Origin of the sequence: Campylobacter sp. CFSAN093260 (assembly GCF_012890095.1) — a bacterium.
Lineage (GTDB): Bacteria > Campylobacterota > Campylobacteria > Campylobacterales > Campylobacteraceae > Campylobacter_D > Campylobacter_D jejuni.
In genome coordinates this window covers 1,460,891-1,479,460 of record NZ_CP040618.1, presented here as the reverse complement: position 1 = coordinate 1,479,460, position 18,570 = coordinate 1,460,891, and the positions used below count along the sequence as shown (strand labels likewise).

General features: G+C 29.8%; 16 protein-coding genes. 6 read left to right on the top strand and 10 right to left on the bottom strand.

The window, feature by feature from the left end; genetic code table 11:
- Positions 1 to 59: 59 nt before the first annotated feature.
- The 4 genes from FBF22_RS07455 to FBF22_RS07440 all read right to left on the bottom strand — a co-directional run bounded on the left by FBF22_RS07455 (position 60) and on the right by FBF22_RS07440 (position 7,670).
- On the bottom strand, positions 60 to 1,544 hold the full coding sequence (locus tag FBF22_RS07455) for a class I SAM-dependent DNA methyltransferase (RefSeq protein WP_002867867.1): 1,485 nt from the start codon (positions 1,542 to 1,544) through the stop codon (positions 60 to 62).
- A gap of 147 nt (positions 1,545 to 1,691) precedes the next feature.
- Entirely contained in the window at positions 1,692 to 2,936 is a 1,245-nt protein-coding gene (locus tag FBF22_RS07450; RefSeq protein WP_020247170.1) for a restriction endonuclease subunit S, read from the bottom strand.
- A gap of 18 nt (positions 2,937 to 2,954) precedes the next feature.
- Entirely contained in the window at positions 2,955 to 5,357 is a 2,403-nt protein-coding gene (locus tag FBF22_RS07445; protein WP_165433231.1) for an AAA family ATPase, read from the bottom strand.
- A gap of 3 nt (positions 5,358 to 5,360) precedes the next feature.
- Complete coding sequence (locus FBF22_RS07440) at positions 5,361 to 7,670, bottom strand: type I restriction endonuclease subunit R (RefSeq protein WP_165433232.1); 2,310 nt, start codon at positions 7,668 to 7,670, stop codon at positions 5,361 to 5,363.
- Positions 7,671 to 7,799: 129 nt separating this feature from the next.
- Between FBF22_RS07440 and FBF22_RS07435 the strand changes: the two genes are divergently transcribed.
- Positions 7,800 to 8,876 carry an NAD(P)-dependent alcohol dehydrogenase gene (locus FBF22_RS07435; protein WP_002855786.1) on the top strand — a complete coding sequence of 359 codons (1,077 nt, stop codon included), beginning with the start codon at positions 7,800 to 7,802 and terminating at the stop codon, positions 8,874 to 8,876.
- Between the two features lies 1 nt (position 8,877).
- Here the strand turns inward: FBF22_RS07435 and FBF22_RS07430 are convergent, their stop codons facing one another.
- Both FBF22_RS07430 and FBF22_RS07425 read right to left on the bottom strand, forming a co-directional pair.
- Positions 8,878 to 9,327 (bottom strand): lipocalin family protein, encoded by a 450-nt coding sequence (locus FBF22_RS07430; RefSeq protein WP_002856398.1) that lies wholly within the window; start codon positions 9,325 to 9,327, stop codon positions 8,878 to 8,880.
- Positions 9,320 to 9,661 carry a helix-turn-helix domain-containing protein gene (locus tag FBF22_RS07425; protein WP_002856559.1) on the bottom strand — a complete coding sequence of 114 codons (342 nt, stop codon included), beginning with the start codon at positions 9,659 to 9,661 and terminating at the stop codon, positions 9,320 to 9,322. The genes FBF22_RS07430 and FBF22_RS07425 overlap by 8 nt, the downstream gene beginning before the upstream one ends.
- Positions 9,662 to 9,760: 99 nt before the next feature.
- Between FBF22_RS07425 and FBF22_RS07420 the strand changes: the two genes are divergently transcribed.
- Together FBF22_RS07420 and FBF22_RS07415 are read left to right on the top strand one after the other, a co-directional pair.
- A complete protein-coding gene (locus FBF22_RS07420; protein WP_002851227.1) occupies positions 9,761 to 10,339 on the top strand; it encodes an NAD(P)H-dependent oxidoreductase in 579 nt (192 codons plus the stop codon).
- A 32-nt stretch (positions 10,340 to 10,371) separates the two neighbouring features.
- On the top strand, positions 10,372 to 11,268 hold the full coding sequence (locus FBF22_RS07415; RefSeq protein ID WP_002869215.1) for a DMT family transporter: 897 nt from the start codon (positions 10,372 to 10,374) through the stop codon (positions 11,266 to 11,268).
- On the opposite strand, the gene FBF22_RS07410 is transcribed toward FBF22_RS07415, so the two are convergent.
- The 4 genes from FBF22_RS07410 to tupA all read right to left on the bottom strand — a co-directional run bounded on the left by FBF22_RS07410 (position 11,265) and on the right by tupA (position 14,679).
- Positions 11,265 to 12,230, bottom strand: coding sequence for a biotin-dependent carboxyltransferase family protein (locus FBF22_RS07410; protein ID WP_002858255.1), 966 nt, complete (start codon positions 12,228 to 12,230; stop codon positions 11,265 to 11,267). The genes FBF22_RS07415 and FBF22_RS07410 overlap by 4 nt on opposite strands.
- On the bottom strand, positions 12,211 to 12,951 hold the full coding sequence (gene pxpB / locus FBF22_RS07405; protein WP_002884274.1) for a 5-oxoprolinase subunit PxpB: 741 nt from the start codon (positions 12,949 to 12,951) through the stop codon (positions 12,211 to 12,213). Before pxpB ends, FBF22_RS07410 begins: the two co-directional genes overlap by 20 nt.
- 9 nt (positions 12,952 to 12,960) lie before the next feature.
- Positions 12,961 to 13,728, bottom strand: a complete 768-nt coding sequence (locus FBF22_RS07400) for a LamB/YcsF family protein (protein WP_002884273.1) — start codon at positions 13,726 to 13,728, stop codon at positions 12,961 to 12,963.
- Positions 13,729 to 13,869: 141 nt separating this feature from the next.
- Positions 13,870 to 14,679: a tungstate ABC transporter substrate-binding protein TupA gene (gene tupA, locus FBF22_RS07395; protein ID WP_002884271.1), complete on the bottom strand. Its 810-nt coding sequence runs from the start codon at positions 14,677 to 14,679 to the stop codon at positions 13,870 to 13,872.
- Positions 14,680 to 14,757: 78 nt separating this feature from the next.
- Here tupA and tupB point away from each other — a divergent pair, with 78 nt between their 5' ends.
- The 3 genes from tupB to acs all read left to right on the top strand — a co-directional run bounded on the left by tupB (position 14,758) and on the right by acs (position 18,552).
- On the top strand, positions 14,758 to 15,444 hold the full coding sequence (gene tupB, locus FBF22_RS07390; RefSeq protein ID WP_002855945.1) for a tungstate ABC transporter permease TupB: 687 nt from the start codon (positions 14,758 to 14,760) through the stop codon (positions 15,442 to 15,444).
- A gap of 1 nt (position 15,445) precedes the next feature.
- Complete coding sequence (gene tupC / locus FBF22_RS07385) at positions 15,446 to 16,441, top strand: tungstate ABC transporter ATP-binding protein TupC (protein WP_002884263.1); 996 nt, start codon at positions 15,446 to 15,448, stop codon at positions 16,439 to 16,441.
- A 137-nt stretch (positions 16,442 to 16,578) separates the two neighbouring features.
- On the top strand, positions 16,579 to 18,552 hold the full coding sequence (gene acs / locus FBF22_RS07380; protein ID WP_002855506.1) for an acetate--CoA ligase: 1,974 nt from the start codon (positions 16,579 to 16,581) through the stop codon (positions 18,550 to 18,552).
- Positions 18,553 to 18,570 lie beyond the last annotated feature (18 nt).

Below are 18,570 nucleotides of genomic sequence, written 5' to 3'. Positions count from 1 at the left end.
TTATTGTAAATTGAGCTTAGAAGTTATTTGTAAATTAGTTTTTATCAAAAAACTTGCAATCATTTTAGTATGCTTTTAAGCTCATTTAGATATTCTTGTTGTATTTTTAGATTTTCTTCTAAAGAATTTAAAATCTCTTCACTAGTTTTTAGGATTTTTTCTTCTTTTACATTTGGATTTTTAGCACTTAAATCATAATTTCTTTCTTCAAGCTCTTTTTTGCTAACAAGCCAAGAATTAGCAGTGATTTTTCTTTCTTTGTAGCACTTTAGAAATTCTTTAAAATGTGTGTATTCTAAAGGCTTATTTTTAGTAAGTTTATAAGGTGGTATAAGTTCGTAGTAATAAACTCCATCGCCTTCACAAATACATTTTTTACCTTTAGAGAAAAAAAGCACATTAGTCTTAACAGCACTATAAGGCAAAAATACCCCACTTGGCAAACTCAAAACGCATTCTAAATTAAAATCATCTACTAAATCTTTTTTTACACTCACAAAGGCATTTGAATTTTGAAAAAGTACACCTTCAGGCACGATGATCGCACATCTTCCATTGTTTTTTAAAGATCTTAAAATGTGTTGCAAAAACAAAAGTTCAGTAGCGTTTGATTTTATAGGAAAATTTTCTTGAATTTGTTCTTTTTCTTTACCTCCAAAAGGTGGATTTGCAAGGATTACTTCGTATTTTTCTTGTTCTGTTATATCTGTGATTTTTTTACTTAAAGTGTTTGTTTTTATGATATTTGGACTTGAAATTTCATGTAATATCATATTCATAACGCCCATTGCATAGCTAAGAGGAGTTTTTTCTTTACCAAAAAGAGCATCATTTTTTAAAAATTCAAGCTCTTCTACGCTTAAATTTGCTTTTTTGCCTTTGGTTCTGTCTTTATATAAAATATGTAAAAAACTCTCAACTAAAAATCCACAACTACCACAAGAAGGATCATAAATTCTTTCTTTTGGTTTAGGATCTATTACTTCCACCATAGCCTTTATCAAAGGACGAGGGGTGTAAAATTCTCCACTATTTCCACCATCGCTACCCATATCTTTTAAAAGTTTTTCATAAACTTCACCTAAGGCAAATACTTCATCTTCTTTATTAAAACTAATCTCATCAATGATATTTATCACTTCTCTTAAAGTATGTCCATTTGCTATGCGATTGTCTATAAATTCAAAAATTCCACCGATTTTATACTCTATACTTTTAAAATCATCATTATTTTTAAAATTTTTAAGATAAGGAAAAAGCTCTTTATTTACAAATTCAAGCAAATCCGATCCACTTAAAGCATTTTTTACATCAAGTTTGCCATCTTTTTTAGGTGCTGCCCAAACACTCCAGCTAAATTTTTCTTGCAAAATGCTTTTATAATCTTTGCCATCTAAAAACGCTAAATCTTTTAAATTTGTCTCATAATCATCTAAAAATTTTAAAAAAAGTATCCAGCCAATCTGCTCCGTATAATGCATAGCACCGCTTATACCATCATCTCTTCTTAAAATATCTGTGATTTTATCGATTTTGTTTTGCATTTTCTTCCCTTAAAACCTTTAAAATAATTTTATCAAAGTCTAGTTTTATTTTTGTATATTTTTGTTTTTGAACTGCAATATGTTAAAAAAATCAAAAATTTTTAACATATCAAGCCAATGTGTTAAAATTTGGCAAATTTTTTAACATTATAATTCTCCCTTAAAAGCTTTATCAAGTAAGGATTGCTTAAGTTCTTCATAATCTTTTAGTTCTTTAGTGTAAAGCTCTTTTAAAGCCTTTGCCTTTTCAAAGATAAAATCTAAATGCTTTGTGATTTGCTCTTGCTCTTTGAGTGGGGGTAGGGGGATTTTAAAATCTTTTATCTTTGCTTTACTTACTTCTTTATAAGTTGTGCCTTGTGCTAACAATTCTATTTCTTTAGTAAAATGTTTTAATGCAAAATATAAAAATTCATAATACAATATACTTTCATCGCAAATAAAATTCTTATAACCTTGATTTGTCGCGGTTTCTACCTTCGCAATACTTATCTCTCCAATTGATGCACGAGATGAGAAAATTACAGAATTTATAGGTAATAAAATTGCATTACTACAATCCAATCCTTTTTGCGTAATTTTCCTTTTTGTTCCATACAAATATTTTTGTTTTGTATCTACAAGAGTAGCCCAATAATAGCTTTTTTCAAATTGCACTTCATCTGCTTGGCTTGAATACCAAAAAATAGGATTTTTTGTATCTGGAGTACCACCGCCTAAAATTTCGCAAATTTCCCCTAAGCTTTTCCATTTCCAGCCTTGTGGGAGTTTATAGTTTTCTTTAGCATTGTCTTTTAATGGATTGAAAGCTTTTTGCAAGGCGCTTTGCATTAACTCATCTAAATTTAGCAAATTCTGCTCTAAGATTTTTATACTCTCATCTATCTTTGCAAAACTCTCATCTAAAATTCCCACTATCCTTTCTTGCTCTTTTATGTCTTTTGGATAAATAATTTCAAGTTTAGAAAATTCAGTCTTATTTAAAATAGCTAAAGTTGTTTGGGGTGCTTTTGAAAATAATATAGATTGAAATTTAGAAGATATGCAATAATAATAAATATACTCGGCAATTATATTTTTGTGAGGGATAATTGCATTTATTTGCTGATTGCAACTCCCAATAACTCTAGTTAATGCTACTTTACCCAAAGAACCTATACAAACTACAAGGATTGTTTTAGGCGGAAGCTGCCTAGCTTTATCAAAGCCTAGTTTTGATAGATTATCCCCAGCATTTTCTAAAAAATACCCTTGCTCGAAATCACTCGGCTTAAAAAATGGATAATCTTTTCCATAAAAATCTAAATTACTTTTACTAGGTGTTGAACCCGTAACAATTTCACCTATTTCACCAAGCTTTTTAACTTCCCAACCCTGCGGTAAATTTGTCATTGTATTGCCTTTTTCTATTTATTTACCTATACTTTTAACTAACGCTTTATATTGTTGTTTATCATTTTGTTTTATTGTTTCTAAAATAAATTTAGCTATTTTTTTGCTTTCTTCTATATCAATAGGTTGCATTCCTCTGCTAAGTATCTCTCTTAAATGCGAGTATTCATTTTGATACCTATTTATAATACTTGCTACCATTTTTTGATGATTTTCATCAATCCTATCACTTTGATATGTATCATTAAAAAATCTTTCGATTAATTCTTTATCTAAACTCTCAAAATTATTTGGATATTTAAAAAATAAATAAATCTCAAGAAATTTTCTTAAATTATTTCCAAAATTATAAACAAGAGAAATTTTTAAATCTTCATCATTTATACCATCAATATTTTTAAACTTATAAATTTGTTCAAAAAGATAATTAAATTCTGTTGTATATTTCTCTAAACATTTAGGTAATTTTTTAACTTCACTTGTTTCCATACTTTCTTTGACACTTTTTTCAATAAAATAGTATTGTGGAAAATCATACTCTTTTTCATCATTTTTGCTTTGTTTGGATTTGCTTTTCTTTAATCTTTTTATATATTTTAAAAAATCTAAATTATGCGTAGATATAAAAAATTGCTCAAAAGAATTTTTTCTTACTATTTCATTCTCTATCACAGAAAATATAAAAAATATATGATTATTATCAAGGCTAGAGATAGGATCATCTATCCATATTATAGGATTTTTATCTTTGGTGTTTGCATCTTTTAAACTTGCCACAAAATAACAAAAAGCAATTAAACTACACTCACCCTCACTTAAATTCTTAGCTTGCTTGCCATTTCTTAAAATTTCAAATTCTCCATTTAATTGCCCATTATCATCTTTTTTTGCTTTTAATTCTAATAGATTGTGTCCAAAATATGATTTTAAATATTTATTTATATTGCTTGTAGAAGTTTCTAGATTACTAAGCTTTGTCTTATAATTTTCTATTCTTTTATTTAAAAGGTTTATTTTGTTGTCTTGTGTTTTAATACTTTCCTCTAAAATATTTATATTTTGTTGTAGAATTTCAACTTCATCTTGTTTGGCAAGATAATCGCTATCTTTAGCAAACTTTGCTACTTCATTCAGTCTTAATCTTTCTCTTGCTTCATTTTGATTTGCTAATAATTTTTCTGTGTATTCATCATTTTCTTTGCATAAATTTTCAATTTGGTTTAATGTTAAAAATATCTCATTTGAAAAATCATTAATATTTTCTAACTTTATGGGAGTAAAAACATCTTTTTGTTTTTCTTTTATTTTTTTCTCTATTTTCAATATCTCTTTATTATAATTCGCAATACTTACTCCTAGTTGTTCTTTTAGGGCAATAAAACTATCTTTATAATTAGAATAAAAATTTTCATTTTTAACATCTTGTAATAAATTTTTTAATTCTAATTTATAATTTTCAAAATTATCTAATAAATATTTTAATTCTTTTTCAATTTTTTCTTTTTCTCCACTATCATCTTTTATGTTATTTTCAATCCAAACTATTCTTTCTAGTGTTAATGGGTTGTTGCAAAATTTACATTGCTGTGTAGATGAATGCTCTTTATGAAATTTTAAACCTTCTTCTAGCCATTGTCTTAATTCGCTTGTTAAATTTTCTTTAATGATAATTTTTTTTTCAAGAATTTCTGATGAATGTTTTAAAATATTTTGAAAATTATTTTTATTAAAATTAATTGTAAAATTTATATTTTGCTTTTCTTTGTCTTCTAAGATTTTTACAAGTTTATTTTGTGTTTCATCGTTAAGAATATAGATATTTACATCATTTTTAATTACAATTAAATCTTTTTCTAAATTTTTCTTATTATAGTCATTACCTTGTTTTGTCAAATTTGAACTACTTTTTATAACTTTAGCTTTATTTGTAAGATTTTCATTTAAAGTTTTTATTTTATCTTGTTGTTTTTTAAAAATATCATCTTGATTTATTTGTATGTTTTTTAACTTCTCATTTCTTTTTGCTAAAATTTCTTCTCTTTTTTCAATTATTTCTTTTATATTTTTTTGCTCCTCCCCTATGCTTTTAAAACCTTTTATATTTCCTTTTTTATCATATAAATAATTTAAGTTTTCCTTTACAAAATCACTATTATAAACCCTAATATCTAGATTAGATTTTATAACATCATTTTGGGTTAAAAAATTACCATCTTCTAATTTTATTTTAAAATTTCCATCCAAAAAATCTTCATTATGTTTTTTAAGCTCAAAACTTCTAGCTATCCTTGAAAGTGTAGTTTTACCTGAATAATTTCTACCATAAAAAATATTAATTGTTTTAAATTCTTCAAGATTATTACCCCATTTAAAATTTTTATAAGAGCCAAAATTTATTTCATTAAATTTTAAAATTTTCATTTTTTACCTCGCATAAATCTCCCTTTGTAAATCATCAAAGCTTTGTTTTAGAATTTCTAAGCCACCAAATTCATCGGCCAATTCTCTTACATTACCCAAAGAACTAAGTTCTATAAGTGGTTTTAAGCCATCATCAAAATCTTTTATGCCGTATTCTTGATATCTATTTAGTAAAAATTCTATAAATTTTATAGCCTTTTCTTTTTGAAAGCGTTTTAAAAACTCACCATTTTCTACTTGTAAAACACGCTCTTGCCTTGTTTTTATCTCGGCATTAAAGCTTAAATGCGCTAAAACATCGTATATATCACAATCTTTTTGAAAAATTTCTCTTAGATCTTTTAAAGCATTTTCATCTACTCCATCATTTGCAAGGGCTTTTAAAAATCTTTCTCTATTTTTTTGATCACTCCAAATTTCACGCAATTTTGCTTCATCATCATAATACTCACCAAGCTTTCCTATCAAAAATTCCAAAAACTCCTTAGTGCTAAGTGGCTTACCTTGTGCTCCTACATAAGTAGTTGTGATATCTAAAACCTTAAGTTTTGTGCCTTTTAAGTGTATGGTTACGCTCTTTTTTTCTTTGCTTTCTTCTTTTGTTTGTTTTATATGCTCTTTAGTGATTTTTTCTTTTTCATCTTGCTCTTTTAATTCTTCTATTTTTTCACCATCCCATTTTGGATCATAAAAAAGCTTAGTCGCACCGACAAAATCAAGTATGGTAAAAAAGTCTTTGCCTTCATAAACCCTAGTGCCACGCCCGATAATTTGCTTAAATTCCACCATAGAACCTATATTTGCTAGCAATACTATATTTCGCACATTTTTTGCATCCACTCCAGTTGTGAGCATTTTAGAGCTAGTAAGTATGACAGGATAGCTTTTATCATTATCTTGAAACAATTTTAGATAATCAAGCCCTATTTTACCTTCATCACTCGTAACTCTTACACAATAATCATCTCTTTTAACGCTTTTATATTTATCTATAGCTCTTTTTACTTCATTTGCATGAGCTTGATTTACACAAAAAATTATGGTTTTATCCATAGGATTTATAAGCTCTAAAATTTTCTTAGCGATAAAGTCATTATAGTTTGGTAAAAAAATATTTCTTTCAAATTCACTTTGTTTATAAAAGCCTTTTTCAAGCTCACCTTGTATTAAATCATCAGGATTATAGGTATAACCATCACTCAAAGTTGTTTTTATGAGTTTGACTTTATAAGGGGTTAAAAATCCATCTTCAATACCACTTTTAAGACTATAATCATAAACACTCTCACCAAAATACTCATAAGTGTCTATATTTTCTTCTTTTTTTGGAGTAGCGGTTAAACCAAGCTGAGTCGCATAAGAAAAATACTCAAGTACAGCTCTCCAGCTTCCTTCTTCGTTTGCTCCACCTCTGTGGCACTCATCTATGATGATAAGATCAAAAAAATCTTTTGGGTATTGAAGATAAAATTTGCTCTCTTGTTCTTCTTGGGTGTTTTCTTGTTCTTTTGAATTTGCAGCTAAGCTTTGATAAATTCCAAAGAAAATATTTGCATTTGTTATGATTTTTCCATCATTTTTCTTTATTTCTTCAGCACTAATTGCCTTACAATCACTTTCTATAGGATTAAATTCTCCTAAGGCTTGATCTCTTAAGCTCACTCTATCACATAAAAATAGTATTTTAGGCTTTTGATCTTTGTTTTCTTTATTCCATCTTGCCTCTAACAAACGATAGCACAAATTAAAAGCTATGGTTGTTTTTCCTGTGCCTGTAGCAAGAGTGAGTAAAATTCTATTTTTGTTATTTATAATGGCTTCTATGACTTTATCTATTGCTATTTTTTGATAATATCTTAATTCTTTTTGCGGTATATACATAACATTTTGGGTTAAAAGCCTGTATTGCCATTCTTTGACATTGCCATAAATCCTATCAAAAAGCTCTTTAGGACTTGGAAATTTATCTATGTATTTACCACTATGACTTCTTATATCGTATTCATAAATTTTTTCTCCATTGCTACTATATACAAAAGGCACATTTAAAATTTTTGCATATTCTATGCCTTGAGATAAACCATCTAAAGGATCTTTACTAAATTTTTTAGCTTCTATTATAGCAAGGTTGTTTCCTTCATATCTAAGCAAATAATCTGCAAATTTTCTTTGTGCTCTTTTACCACCTAAAAGCTTTCTACCATCTGTAAAATAATAATTTCTTTTTATATTTTCTTCATTCCAAGAACTATCATAAAGCTTTGCATCTATAAATTTTACTCTAGTATCATCTTCTGAATACAAATTTTGCATTTTTACCCCAAAGTGAAATTAAATTTTATAATTATAGCATTTATACTAATTTTTAAAAAATTATTTTCACTCTTGACTTATAGCTACTCTAATGTTTTATAATTATAAAAAATCAAAAAAGGAGCAAAAATGCAATACAAAATTTTAGAAAACAATCGCATCGCAAGTAAAGGCTATGCAATGCTTAGCAAGGATGCGAAATTTACACCCTTTGAATTTAGCCGCCATGCTATTGGCGATAATGATATTTTGATTAAAATCCTATATGCAGGCATTTGTCATAGCGATATTCACACCGCAAGAAGCGAGTGGGGAGAAGCTACTTATCCTTGCGTGCCTGGGCATGAGATAGCAGGAGAAGTTATCGCTGTGGGTAAAAATGTGAGTAAATTTAAAGTAGGAGATTACGCAGGGGTTGGTTGTATGGTAAATTCATGCGGTGAGTGCGATGCTTGCAAACGCTCACAAGAGCAGTTTTGCGAAAATGGCAAAACCATCTTTACTTACAATAGTTGTGATGTATTTCATGGCAATGAAAACACTTATGGGGGCTACTCAAACAACATAGTTGTAAGTGAAAAATTTGCCGTTTGTGTGCCAAAAGATGCACCGATGGAAAAAGTCGCGCCTTTGCTTTGTGCAGGAATTACCACTTACTCGCCTTTAAAATTTTCTAAGATAAAAGAAGGCTCAAGCGTTGCTATAGCAGGATTTGGCGGACTTGGTATGATGGCTGTAAAATACGCTGTGAAAATGGGTGCAAAGGTTAGCGTTTTTGCTAGAAATGAAAACAAAAAAGCCGATGCTTTGGCTATGGGTGTAAGCTCATTTTACACAAGCTGCGATAAAAACGCTGTAAAAGAACGTTTTGATTTAATCATCTCAACCATTCCAACGCCTTATAATCCTGCTATTTATTTGGATTTGCTTAAATTTGGCGGTGAAATGGCGATAGTGGGTTTGCCACCCCACGAAGTTGCTCCAAGTATCAGCGTGATAACCTTTGTACATAAGGCAGGTAAAAAGGTTTATGGTTCGCTAATTGGTGGTATTGCTGAAACTCAAGAAATGCTTGATTTTTCTTTAAAACACGGAATTTATCCAGAAACCGAGCTTATCACACCGCAAGAAATTGATAAAGCTTATGAAAATCTAACCTCAGGTAAGGCTAAATTTCGCTATGTTATTGATATGACAAAAGAATAATTTAATACTTATCAAAAACTACATCGCTAATGTCAAATCCCCTTTGCTTAGCGATGTTTAAAAGCTCTTTTATGCTTTTTTCATCAATTATATTTCTTGCTAAAATCCAAAGGTATTTTTTATCAGGACTACCCACAATGGCAACTTTATACTCGCTATCAATAAAAATAATTTCATAATTTACCTTATTAAACAGGTTCATAAAGATGTTAAATCTCACTGCTAATTGCCTATTTGAAACGATTTTTGCCTTGCCTTTTATACTTGAATTTTCATTTTCTTTACTGCAAAAATTCTCAATCTCTACATAAGGAACGCCATTTTTGTATTTAAGCTCGTATTTTGCCTTTGAATTTAGGCAAGATTTTTGAAAAAAGGCTGGTTTTCTAGCCATTTCAAGCCATTCTCCCATATAATTTTGCAAAGAAAGTTCGCCAATTAATTCAAGCATTTTTTTCCTTTTTGTCTTTCTCGCCCCATTTGCACATAGCTTGTAAAATAGGAATTAAACTTTGTCCGCGTTTGGATAAGTTATATTCTACCTTGGGTGGAATTTGAGCGTATTCTTTTCTGATAATTAAACCATCGTTTTCTAGTTCTCTTAAGGTATTGGTTAAAGTTTTAAAAGATATGGAGCTTAAAAAGCGTTTGAGTTCATTATAACGCACGATTTCATAGCGAAATAAGCAGTATAAAATACTCATTTTATATTTTCCATTAATTAATGCTAGAGTATAGTTAAATCCACATTCTTCGAAATTGCACGGAGAATTCTCTTTAGTCATTTAACATTCCTTTAGTATAGTATATTACTTTATTTTCTGTATTGAAAATGATATTATGCTAAGTTATAATTGTATCATAAAATTTAAAAAAGGATAAAAATGAAAAATATACTCTTACTTAATGGCGCTAAAGAATTTGGAAATTCAAAAGGACAACTTAATTTGACATTGCATAATCATGCTTTAGAAATTTTAAAAACACTAGGATACGAGGTAGATCAAACTCACATAGATCAAGGATATGATCCTAAAGAAGAGATACAAAAATTTATAAAAGCTGATGCTGTGATCTATCAAATGCCAGCTTGGTGGATGGGGGAGCCTTGGATAGTTAAAAAATATATCGATGAAGTGTTTGGTTTGGGTGCTGGAGTGCTTTTTAAAAATGATGGAAGAACTCATGAAAATCCTAGTAAAAACTACGGAAAAGGTGGTTTAGATCATGGTAAAAAATACATGTTTTCTCTCACTTGGAATGCACCTCTTGAAGCCTTTAATGATAAAAATGAATTTTTTGAAGGAAAGGGTGTAGATATGGTGTATTGGCATTTGCATAAGGCTCATGAATTTATAGGTATGAAAGCTTTACCAACTTTTATGTGTAATGATGTGGTAAAAAATCCTCAAGTGGAAAAATATCTAAACGAGTATGAACTACACTTGAAAAAAATTTTTTAAAAAATTTGACTTAAAAATTTCAAGGTGTAACATTGACTCGAACAAAGTATTTGTATATCTTGCTTGTTATTGCTATGTTTTTATGGGGCTCATCTTGGCCAACATCTAAGATTTTAGCAAATTATACGGATACTTCTATTATTACCTTTTGGCGTTTTTTCTTTGTTGTATTGGGTTCATTTTTTGTTTTAAACTTCTTAAAAATTCCTCTTAAAATCGAAAAAACTGCCTTAAAATGGGTATTGATAGCAGGAGTTTTAAATGGGCTTTATGCCTTTGTATTTTTTATCGCTATAAAGCACGGCTTGGCAGGCAAAGGAGGAGTTTTAGTAACCACTATGATTCCTATTTTTTCTTATTTGATATTTATGATAGCGATATTTTTTCAAAAAAACAAAAAATCAACTCACAAGATCACAAAGAGTGAAATTCTAGGCTTATTTTTAGGTTTATTATCTGGATTTTGTTTGCTAAATTTAGGGAGTTTAGAAGATTTATTTGGTAAATTTAATATTTTATTTTTAACTTGTTCTTTTATTTGGGCTTTGATGGCAGTGTTTAATCATAAAGCCAAAGGAGCTCACCCTTTGGCGATTAACTTTTATATTAATCTCATTTCTATTTTAATGTTTTCTTGGATATTGTTTGATGTAAAAAGTTATGAAATTTTTCATTTTGAATTTAAATTTTGGATCAGTATGTTTGTCGTGGCTTTTTTATCAACTATTATAGGAACTAGTATTTATTATTATGGGATTCACATTTTAGGAAGCGTTAAGGCAAATTCTTTTGTTTTAATCACTCCTGCTAGTGCTTTAATTTGCAGTTATTTTATACTAGACGAGGTGCCAAATGCACTTACCTTGTTAGGTTGTGCCTTGGCTATAGGTGCTATATATTTTATCAATATTTATGGTAAAAAAGCTTAGATTAAATTTTCAAAATCAAGATTGATTTTTTGATCCATAGCTTTAAATTTCATTTCTCTTTGTTTATAAAGTTCTAAGGCTTCTTGCATGCTAATGCTTTGAAATTTAAAGCTAGAACCTAACTTAGCTTGTGCGAGTAAGCTTAGATCATTTTCTATAACCGTGGCTATTTTTGTATAGCCTCCTGTGCTTTGTCTTCCTGCCATTAAAATAATAGGAATACCACTTTTTGGCACTTGTATACTTCCAAAAACCGCAGGATCTGAGATGATATCTGCTGAGTTTTTATGCTCTATACTTTCACTAGATTCTGCATAAATTGCCATTCTATCGCTTTTTAAACCTACTTTATAAGTAGTATTTAAAAAGGTTTCTATGCCTTTTTGGGTAAAAGCATCTTCATTTGTTCCTAAAATAACGCGTATAATAGGCTCTTTAGGGCTTTTAAAAAGAGGGTTTTCACATTCTCTAGCTTCTAAATTAAAAGGTATAAAAGTATTATGAGTATTTAAAATATCATCTTTTTGCAAAGCTCTTCCTTCAAAAACTCCAGCTCCCATTTTAGCATCACTGGATTTAGAGTTTAAAAAACTTTTTACTTCAAAGCCACCCGCTACGCATAAATACCCACGAAAACCTATTTTTGCTAAATCAAGTTCTAAAATATCGCCTTTATTTGCTTGATATACTTTGCAAGTTTTGATTTTTTGATTATCAAGCTTTGCCTCAAATTCAGCTCCACTTAAAACAAAATAATTCTCATCTAAAAATTCGTATTTTCCACCCTTTAAACAAAGCTCAATTCCTGCTTCATCTTGTTTGTTTCCAAGCAAGATATTTGCCATTCTTAAAGCATCTTCATCCATAGCTCCACTTCTTGCTATGCCAAATTTAGCAAATTTTTTTCTACCAAAGTCTTGCAAACTTGAATTTATAGATGCTTCAATGATTTTTATACTCATAAATTTCCTTTTGATAGACTTTTTTAGCAACTTGCTCTTGGATCTCAAAAAATTCATCTTTTGAAATGGCTTTAAATTTTAAAAACATACCCGCTTTTAAAAGAGTGGGATTTTTTTCATCTTCTTTATCAAAAAATTCCAAAGGTGTTCTAGCAATGATTTGCCAACCCCCTGGACTTGATATGGGATAAACTCCTGTTTGTTTATCGGCTATACCTACACTTCCAGCTTCTATTTTTGCTCTAGGGCTTGAAAGGCGTGGGGTAAAAAGTCTTTCATCTAAACCTCCAAGATAAGGAAAACCTGCCATAAAACCTAGCATAAAAACAAGATAATAAGGTTTAGTGTGAAGAGATATAAGCTCTTCTTTTGAAATTTGATTGTGTTTGCACACAAATTCTAAATCCAGCCCAAATTCTTCATCATAACAAAGTGGAACTTCTATACAAAGACTTGAGTTTTGCTCCGTAAGTTTGATATCCTTTTTAATTTTTTCCAAAAAATCAAGCAAAGAATTTAAAGAAAGCACGCAAGGATTAAAGTATATCAACAAACTTGCATAAGTACTTACCAACTCATCAATACCATAAATTTCACCTTTTTTTAGGGCTTTTTGTATCCTTTGTTCTGTGCTTAAAACATAGGCATTGATTTGAGGTGAAATTTCTTGCTCAAAACGCAAAAGCAAAGCTTTACTTCCACTAAAATGCACACTAAACATTGCTAAAACTTATATAAAATTTTCCAAAGCACAAATTTGAATTTGCTCTTTTTTTAAATTTTCTTTGATTTTTTTAACAAATTCTAAAGCTTTTGCATTATCCCCATGAACACAAATACTATCGGCTTTTAAATCAATTTCTTTGCCATTTATGCTTGTAACTTTGCTTTCTTTTATCATTTTTATCACGCGTTTGATAGCTAAATTTTCATCGTGTATTAACGCCCCTTCTAATTTTCTTGAAACTAAAGTGCCATCATCATTATAGGCACGATCTGCAAAAACTTCATTAGCATATCTTAAACCCTTTTTCTTAGCTGCTTCATTCATAGCAGAATTACTAAGCCCTAGAAAAATAATATTTTCATCAAAACTCGCCACTGCCTCACAAAGTGCCAAGGCTAAATTTTCATCAATAGCTGCCATATTATAAAGCGCCCCATGGGCTTTAAAATGCTGTATTTTCATACCTTTTGCCTTAGCAAAGCCAAATAAAGCTCCTAGTTGATACAAGGCATAGTTTTTAGCCTCTTCAAAGCTTATTTGCATATTGCGTCTTCCAAAACCCAAAAGATCAGGATAAGATGGGTGTGCTCCTATGCAAACACCATTTTGCTTGGCTAAATTTAAGGTTTTATCCATCACACAAGGATCACCCGCATGAAAGCCACAAGCGACATTTACTGAACTTACAAATTTTAAAATTTCTTCATCCATTCCCATTTTATAGGCGCCAAAACTTTCCCCTAAATCACTATTTAAATCCACTTTGAACATTATTTGACCTTGTATATTTAATTATTGATTTTATTATATCTAAAGAAGAAATTTAAATAAGCTAAAAGTTTTGAAAAATAAATAAAAAAGTTACAATAAGTAAAAAATGATATTTTAAGCAGGCTAAAACCTGCTTAATTTTTAGTCTTTTCTTGTTTTTGCATCAATTACAAATAAAGATTTATCAAGAAGTTTAAAATCAGCAATGAAATTTAAAGTCTTATCACTTGTTACCCATTTGATAAATTTGCTAGCTTCTGTATAATTTACATTTTTACAATGCTTAGGATTTGTTGCTATAACAGAATAGAAATTTTTAAGACTATCATCGCCTTCATTTACAATGACTAAGTTTGGATTTCCTTTTTCATTGGCTTCATATTTGATATAGGTACCACGATCGGTTAAAATCACACCTTTTTTTTCTTCAGCGATTTTAATGCTTGCTAGCATACCTTGTCCGCTTTGTTGATACCAGCTTTGTTTTTCAGGCACACCGCCAAGATTTTTCCAAAGGCTTTTTTCTTTATTATCAGTGCCTGATTTATCGCCTCTTGAGATGAAAGTAAGCTTTTCATTTTTGATAAGTTCTAAGTTTTCTTTTAAATTTTTACCTTTAAATTTAGAAGCTAAAGATTTATCAGCAATGATGATAAAATCATTATACATCACAGGCGTTCTATCTACGCCAAAGCCTTTTTTCATAAATTCTTTTTCAGCCTTTGGAGAATGCACAAAAAGCACATCAGCATTGCAATCTTCACCCATTTTTAAAGCCGCACCTGTTCCTACCGCAACCCATTTTAAGGTATTGCCACTTTCTTTTTCATAAAGAGGCTTTAGGGCATCTAAAAGTCCTGTATTATCAGTACTTGTTGTGGTTGCCATTTTAAGTTCTGCTGCACTTGCACTTAAAGCTAAAGCAAGGGCTAAAGAAATGATTTTTTTCATTTTTTCTCCTTGTAAATTTACATAAAAAAATATTTTAGCATAATTATGCTAAAATTACTTATTTTAAAAAGGATATTTTTGGATTATATTTTTGATGGTTTTAAACAGGCTTTATTTTTACTTTTCAATGCTGATGAAAGCGTAATTTCAGCTATAAAAACTACACTTTTAAGCTCAAGTATTTCTATAGTTTTAGCTTTGCTTATAGGTTTTCCTTTGGGATTTATCTTAGGTTTTTTTGATTTTAAATTCAAATGCTTTATAAAACTTATCATAGATACTAGCCTTTCTTTTCCAACAGTTGCAGTAGGACTTATACTTTATGCACTGATTTCAAGTCGAGGACCTTTGGGAGAATTTGGACTACTTTTTACTATAAAGGCTTTAATTTTAGGGCAGTTTATCTTAGCACTTCCTATAGTGATCGCACTTTTTTCAAATTTGATAGAAAATATGAATAAAAAACATTTTTTACTTATAAAATCTTTTCACCTAAGTCCTTTAAAACTTGTTTTAACGATGATTTATGAATTACGCTTTGCTTTGATTAGCGTCGTTGCACTAGCTTATGGACGCATTGTAGCAGAAGTAGGGGTAGCGATGATAGTAGGTGGAAATATCAAATACGACACTAGAACCATAACCACAGCTATTTCACTTGAAACTAACAAAGGCGAATTTGCTAGCGGTATAGCTTTGGCTTTGGTTTTAATTCTCATTGCCTTTTGTTTAAATTTCATCACACACAAACTCAAAAGAACATAAAATGATAGAAATTTCTAATCTTTTTTTCAACTATCAAAACAAAGAAGTTTTAAAAATCAAAAATTTAAAACTTGATACGAGTAAAATTAGCATCTTAATGGGAGCGAATGGAAGTGGAAAATCTACATTTTTAAGAATATTAAAATTTTTAGAAGGAGATTTTTCAAAAAATATTTCTTATTTTGGAAATTTTAAACTTAATAATAAACAAAAGCGTGAAATTTATTTGCTTTTTCCAGAGCCTATTTTGTTAAATCGTAGTGTAAGGGCAAATTTTTTATTTACCTTAAAAACTTATGGGATTAAAGAAGATATTGAAGAACGCATAAAAGAAAGTTTGATGTTTTTAAATTTAGATGAAAGTCTTTTAAGTAAACATCCTAATGAACTTTCATCAGGACAAAGTCAAAAAATAGCTTTTGCTATAGCTTTAAGCGTAAGAGCGAAGTATTATTTACTTGATGAACCAAGTGCTTTTTTGGATAAAAATACTACACTTTTATTTAAAAAAGCTATTCTTAAAATGCATGAAAATTTCAATACAGGTTTTTTAATCGCAAGCCATGATAAACATTTTTTAGATTCTTTGGCTCAAAAAAAACTTTATTTACACAGTGGAGAAATTTTAGAATTTGAAAATACTAATGTTTTTGAACTAGAAAATCAAGGTGTGAAATTTTGTAATTTTATAGATTTTAGTAATTGTAAAAAATATAAAGATTTTAAAAAACCTCCAAGTAAAATTGCGATTGATCCTTATAAAATTTCTTTTTTTAATTCTAAAAATATCCCAAAAAATAATTATGAGTTTATTTTAGAAAAATGTTATATTATAGCACTTAGAAGTAGGAAAAGTGATGTTTTTATAAGGGTAAGTTGTATGGATAAAATTTTAGAATTTGCCTTAGAAAAACAAGAATTTTTAAAATTCGATTTAAAATTATACGAAGAACTCAGTCTTTATTTTTATGAAGATGCAATATGTTTCTTAAATTAACATACGTTATAAAATTTAAATAAAATATTACAAATATTCCCATTTTTTATAAAATTTATCTTAATTATTTTTTAAATTTGTATTTAATACAAATAAACTCTTATATAATGTTTAAAAATAACCATAAAGGAGTTTTTATGCTTAATCAAAATAATCAAGAGCTTTTTAAGCCAAGTAAAGAATTTTCTTGTAATGCTCGTATAAAAAATTTATGTGAATACTATGATTTATGCGATGAAGCCAAGGAAGATTTTGAAGGTTTTTGGAAAAGACAAGCATTTGAGAAGATTGAGTGGTTTTCGCCTTTTTCAAGAGTGCTAAATGAGGATAAAGCTCCATTTTATAAATGGTTTGAAGGTGGAACTTTAAATGTAAGTTATCAATGTCTTGATCGTCATATGAAAACAAGACGCAATAAAGCTGCTTTGATTTTTGAAGGTGAAATGGGGGATTATGAAGTTTATACTTATAGAAGATTATTGCATGAAACTTGCAAGGCGGCCAATTTGCTTAAAAAATTCGGAGTAAAAAAAGGCGATAGGGTTGTAATTTATATGCCTATGATTCCAGAAACAGCTATAGTAATGTTAGCTTGTGCAAGGATTGGGGCTATTCATAGTGTGGTATTTGGAGGGTTTTCTCCTGAAGCCTTAAGAGATAGAATTATAGATGCAGGAGCTAAACTTGTAGTAACGGCTGATGGTGCTTTTCGTCGTGGCAAACCTTATATGTTAAAACCTGCAGTAGATAAGGCTTTAAGTGAAGGGTGTGAAAGTGTAGAAAAAGTACTTATAGTTATACGCAATAATGAGCCTATAGAATATATTAAAGGAAGGGACTATGTTTATAACGAACTTGTGAAAAATGAATCTTATAAGTGTGAACCCGAAATCATGGATAGCGAGGATTTGTTGTTTTTGCTTTACACTTCAGGATCAACGGGCAAGCCAAAAGGAGTTATGCATGCAAGTGCAGGATATATACTTTGGGCACAAATGACTATGGAATGGGTTTTTGATATTAAAGATTATGATAATTATTGGTGTAGTGCTGATGTGGGTTGGATTACAGGACATACTTATGTAGTTTATGGGCCTTTAGCATGTGGAGCAACGACTATAATGCATGAAGGAACTCCTACTTATCCAAATTCTGGGCGTTGGTGGAGAATGATAGAAGAGTATCAAATAAGCAAATTCTACACTTCGCCAACTGCTATAAGAATGCTTCATGCTGATGCACCTGATGAGCCAAGAAAATATGATTTAAGTACGCTTGAAGTGCTTGGAACGGTTGGAGAGCCTATCAATCCTAGTGCTTGGAAGTGGTTTTATGATGAAATAGGGGGAACTAAAAGTCCTATAGTCGATACTTGGTGGCAAACAGAAACAGGTGGGCATATGATCACGCCTTTACCAGGTGCTACTCCTTTAAAACCAGGTTGTGCCACCTTGCCTTTGCCAGGGATTTTTGCAGAAGTTATTGATGAAGAAGGCAATAAAAAAGATGAGGGTGAAGATGGGTTGCTTTGTATAATCAAACCTTGGCCTTCGATGATTCGTGGAATTTGGGGTAATGATGAACGCTATATAGAAAGTTATTTTTCTCAAGCTAAAAAAGATGGAAAAGCTGTATATTTTAGTGGCGATGGTGCTTTTTATGATAAAAATGGTTATATAACTATCACAGGAAGAACAGATGATGTGGTTAATGTTGCAGGACATCGTATAGGAACGGCTGAAATTGAAAGCGCTATTGCTAAACATCCAAGTGTAGCAGAATCAGCTGTAGTGAGTATTTTGGATGTGATTAAGGGCGAGTCATTGTTTGCTTTTGTGGTTTTAAGTCCTGCATCCAGTTGTGATCTTGGCGGAGCTATAGAAACTTTAAAAGAACTTAATGACATTTTAAGAGTAGAAATAGGACCTATAGCTAAAATAGAAAAAATTCTTTATACTCCAGGTTTGCCAAAAACTAGAAGCGGTAAAATAATGAGAAGAATTTTAAGAACTATAGCAAGAGGCGAAGAAATCAAACAGGATATTTCAACACTTGAAGATTCTAAAGTAGTAGAAACCATTGTTAAATTAGCTAAGGCAGAGTTTGAATAACAAGGCAAAAAGAACTTT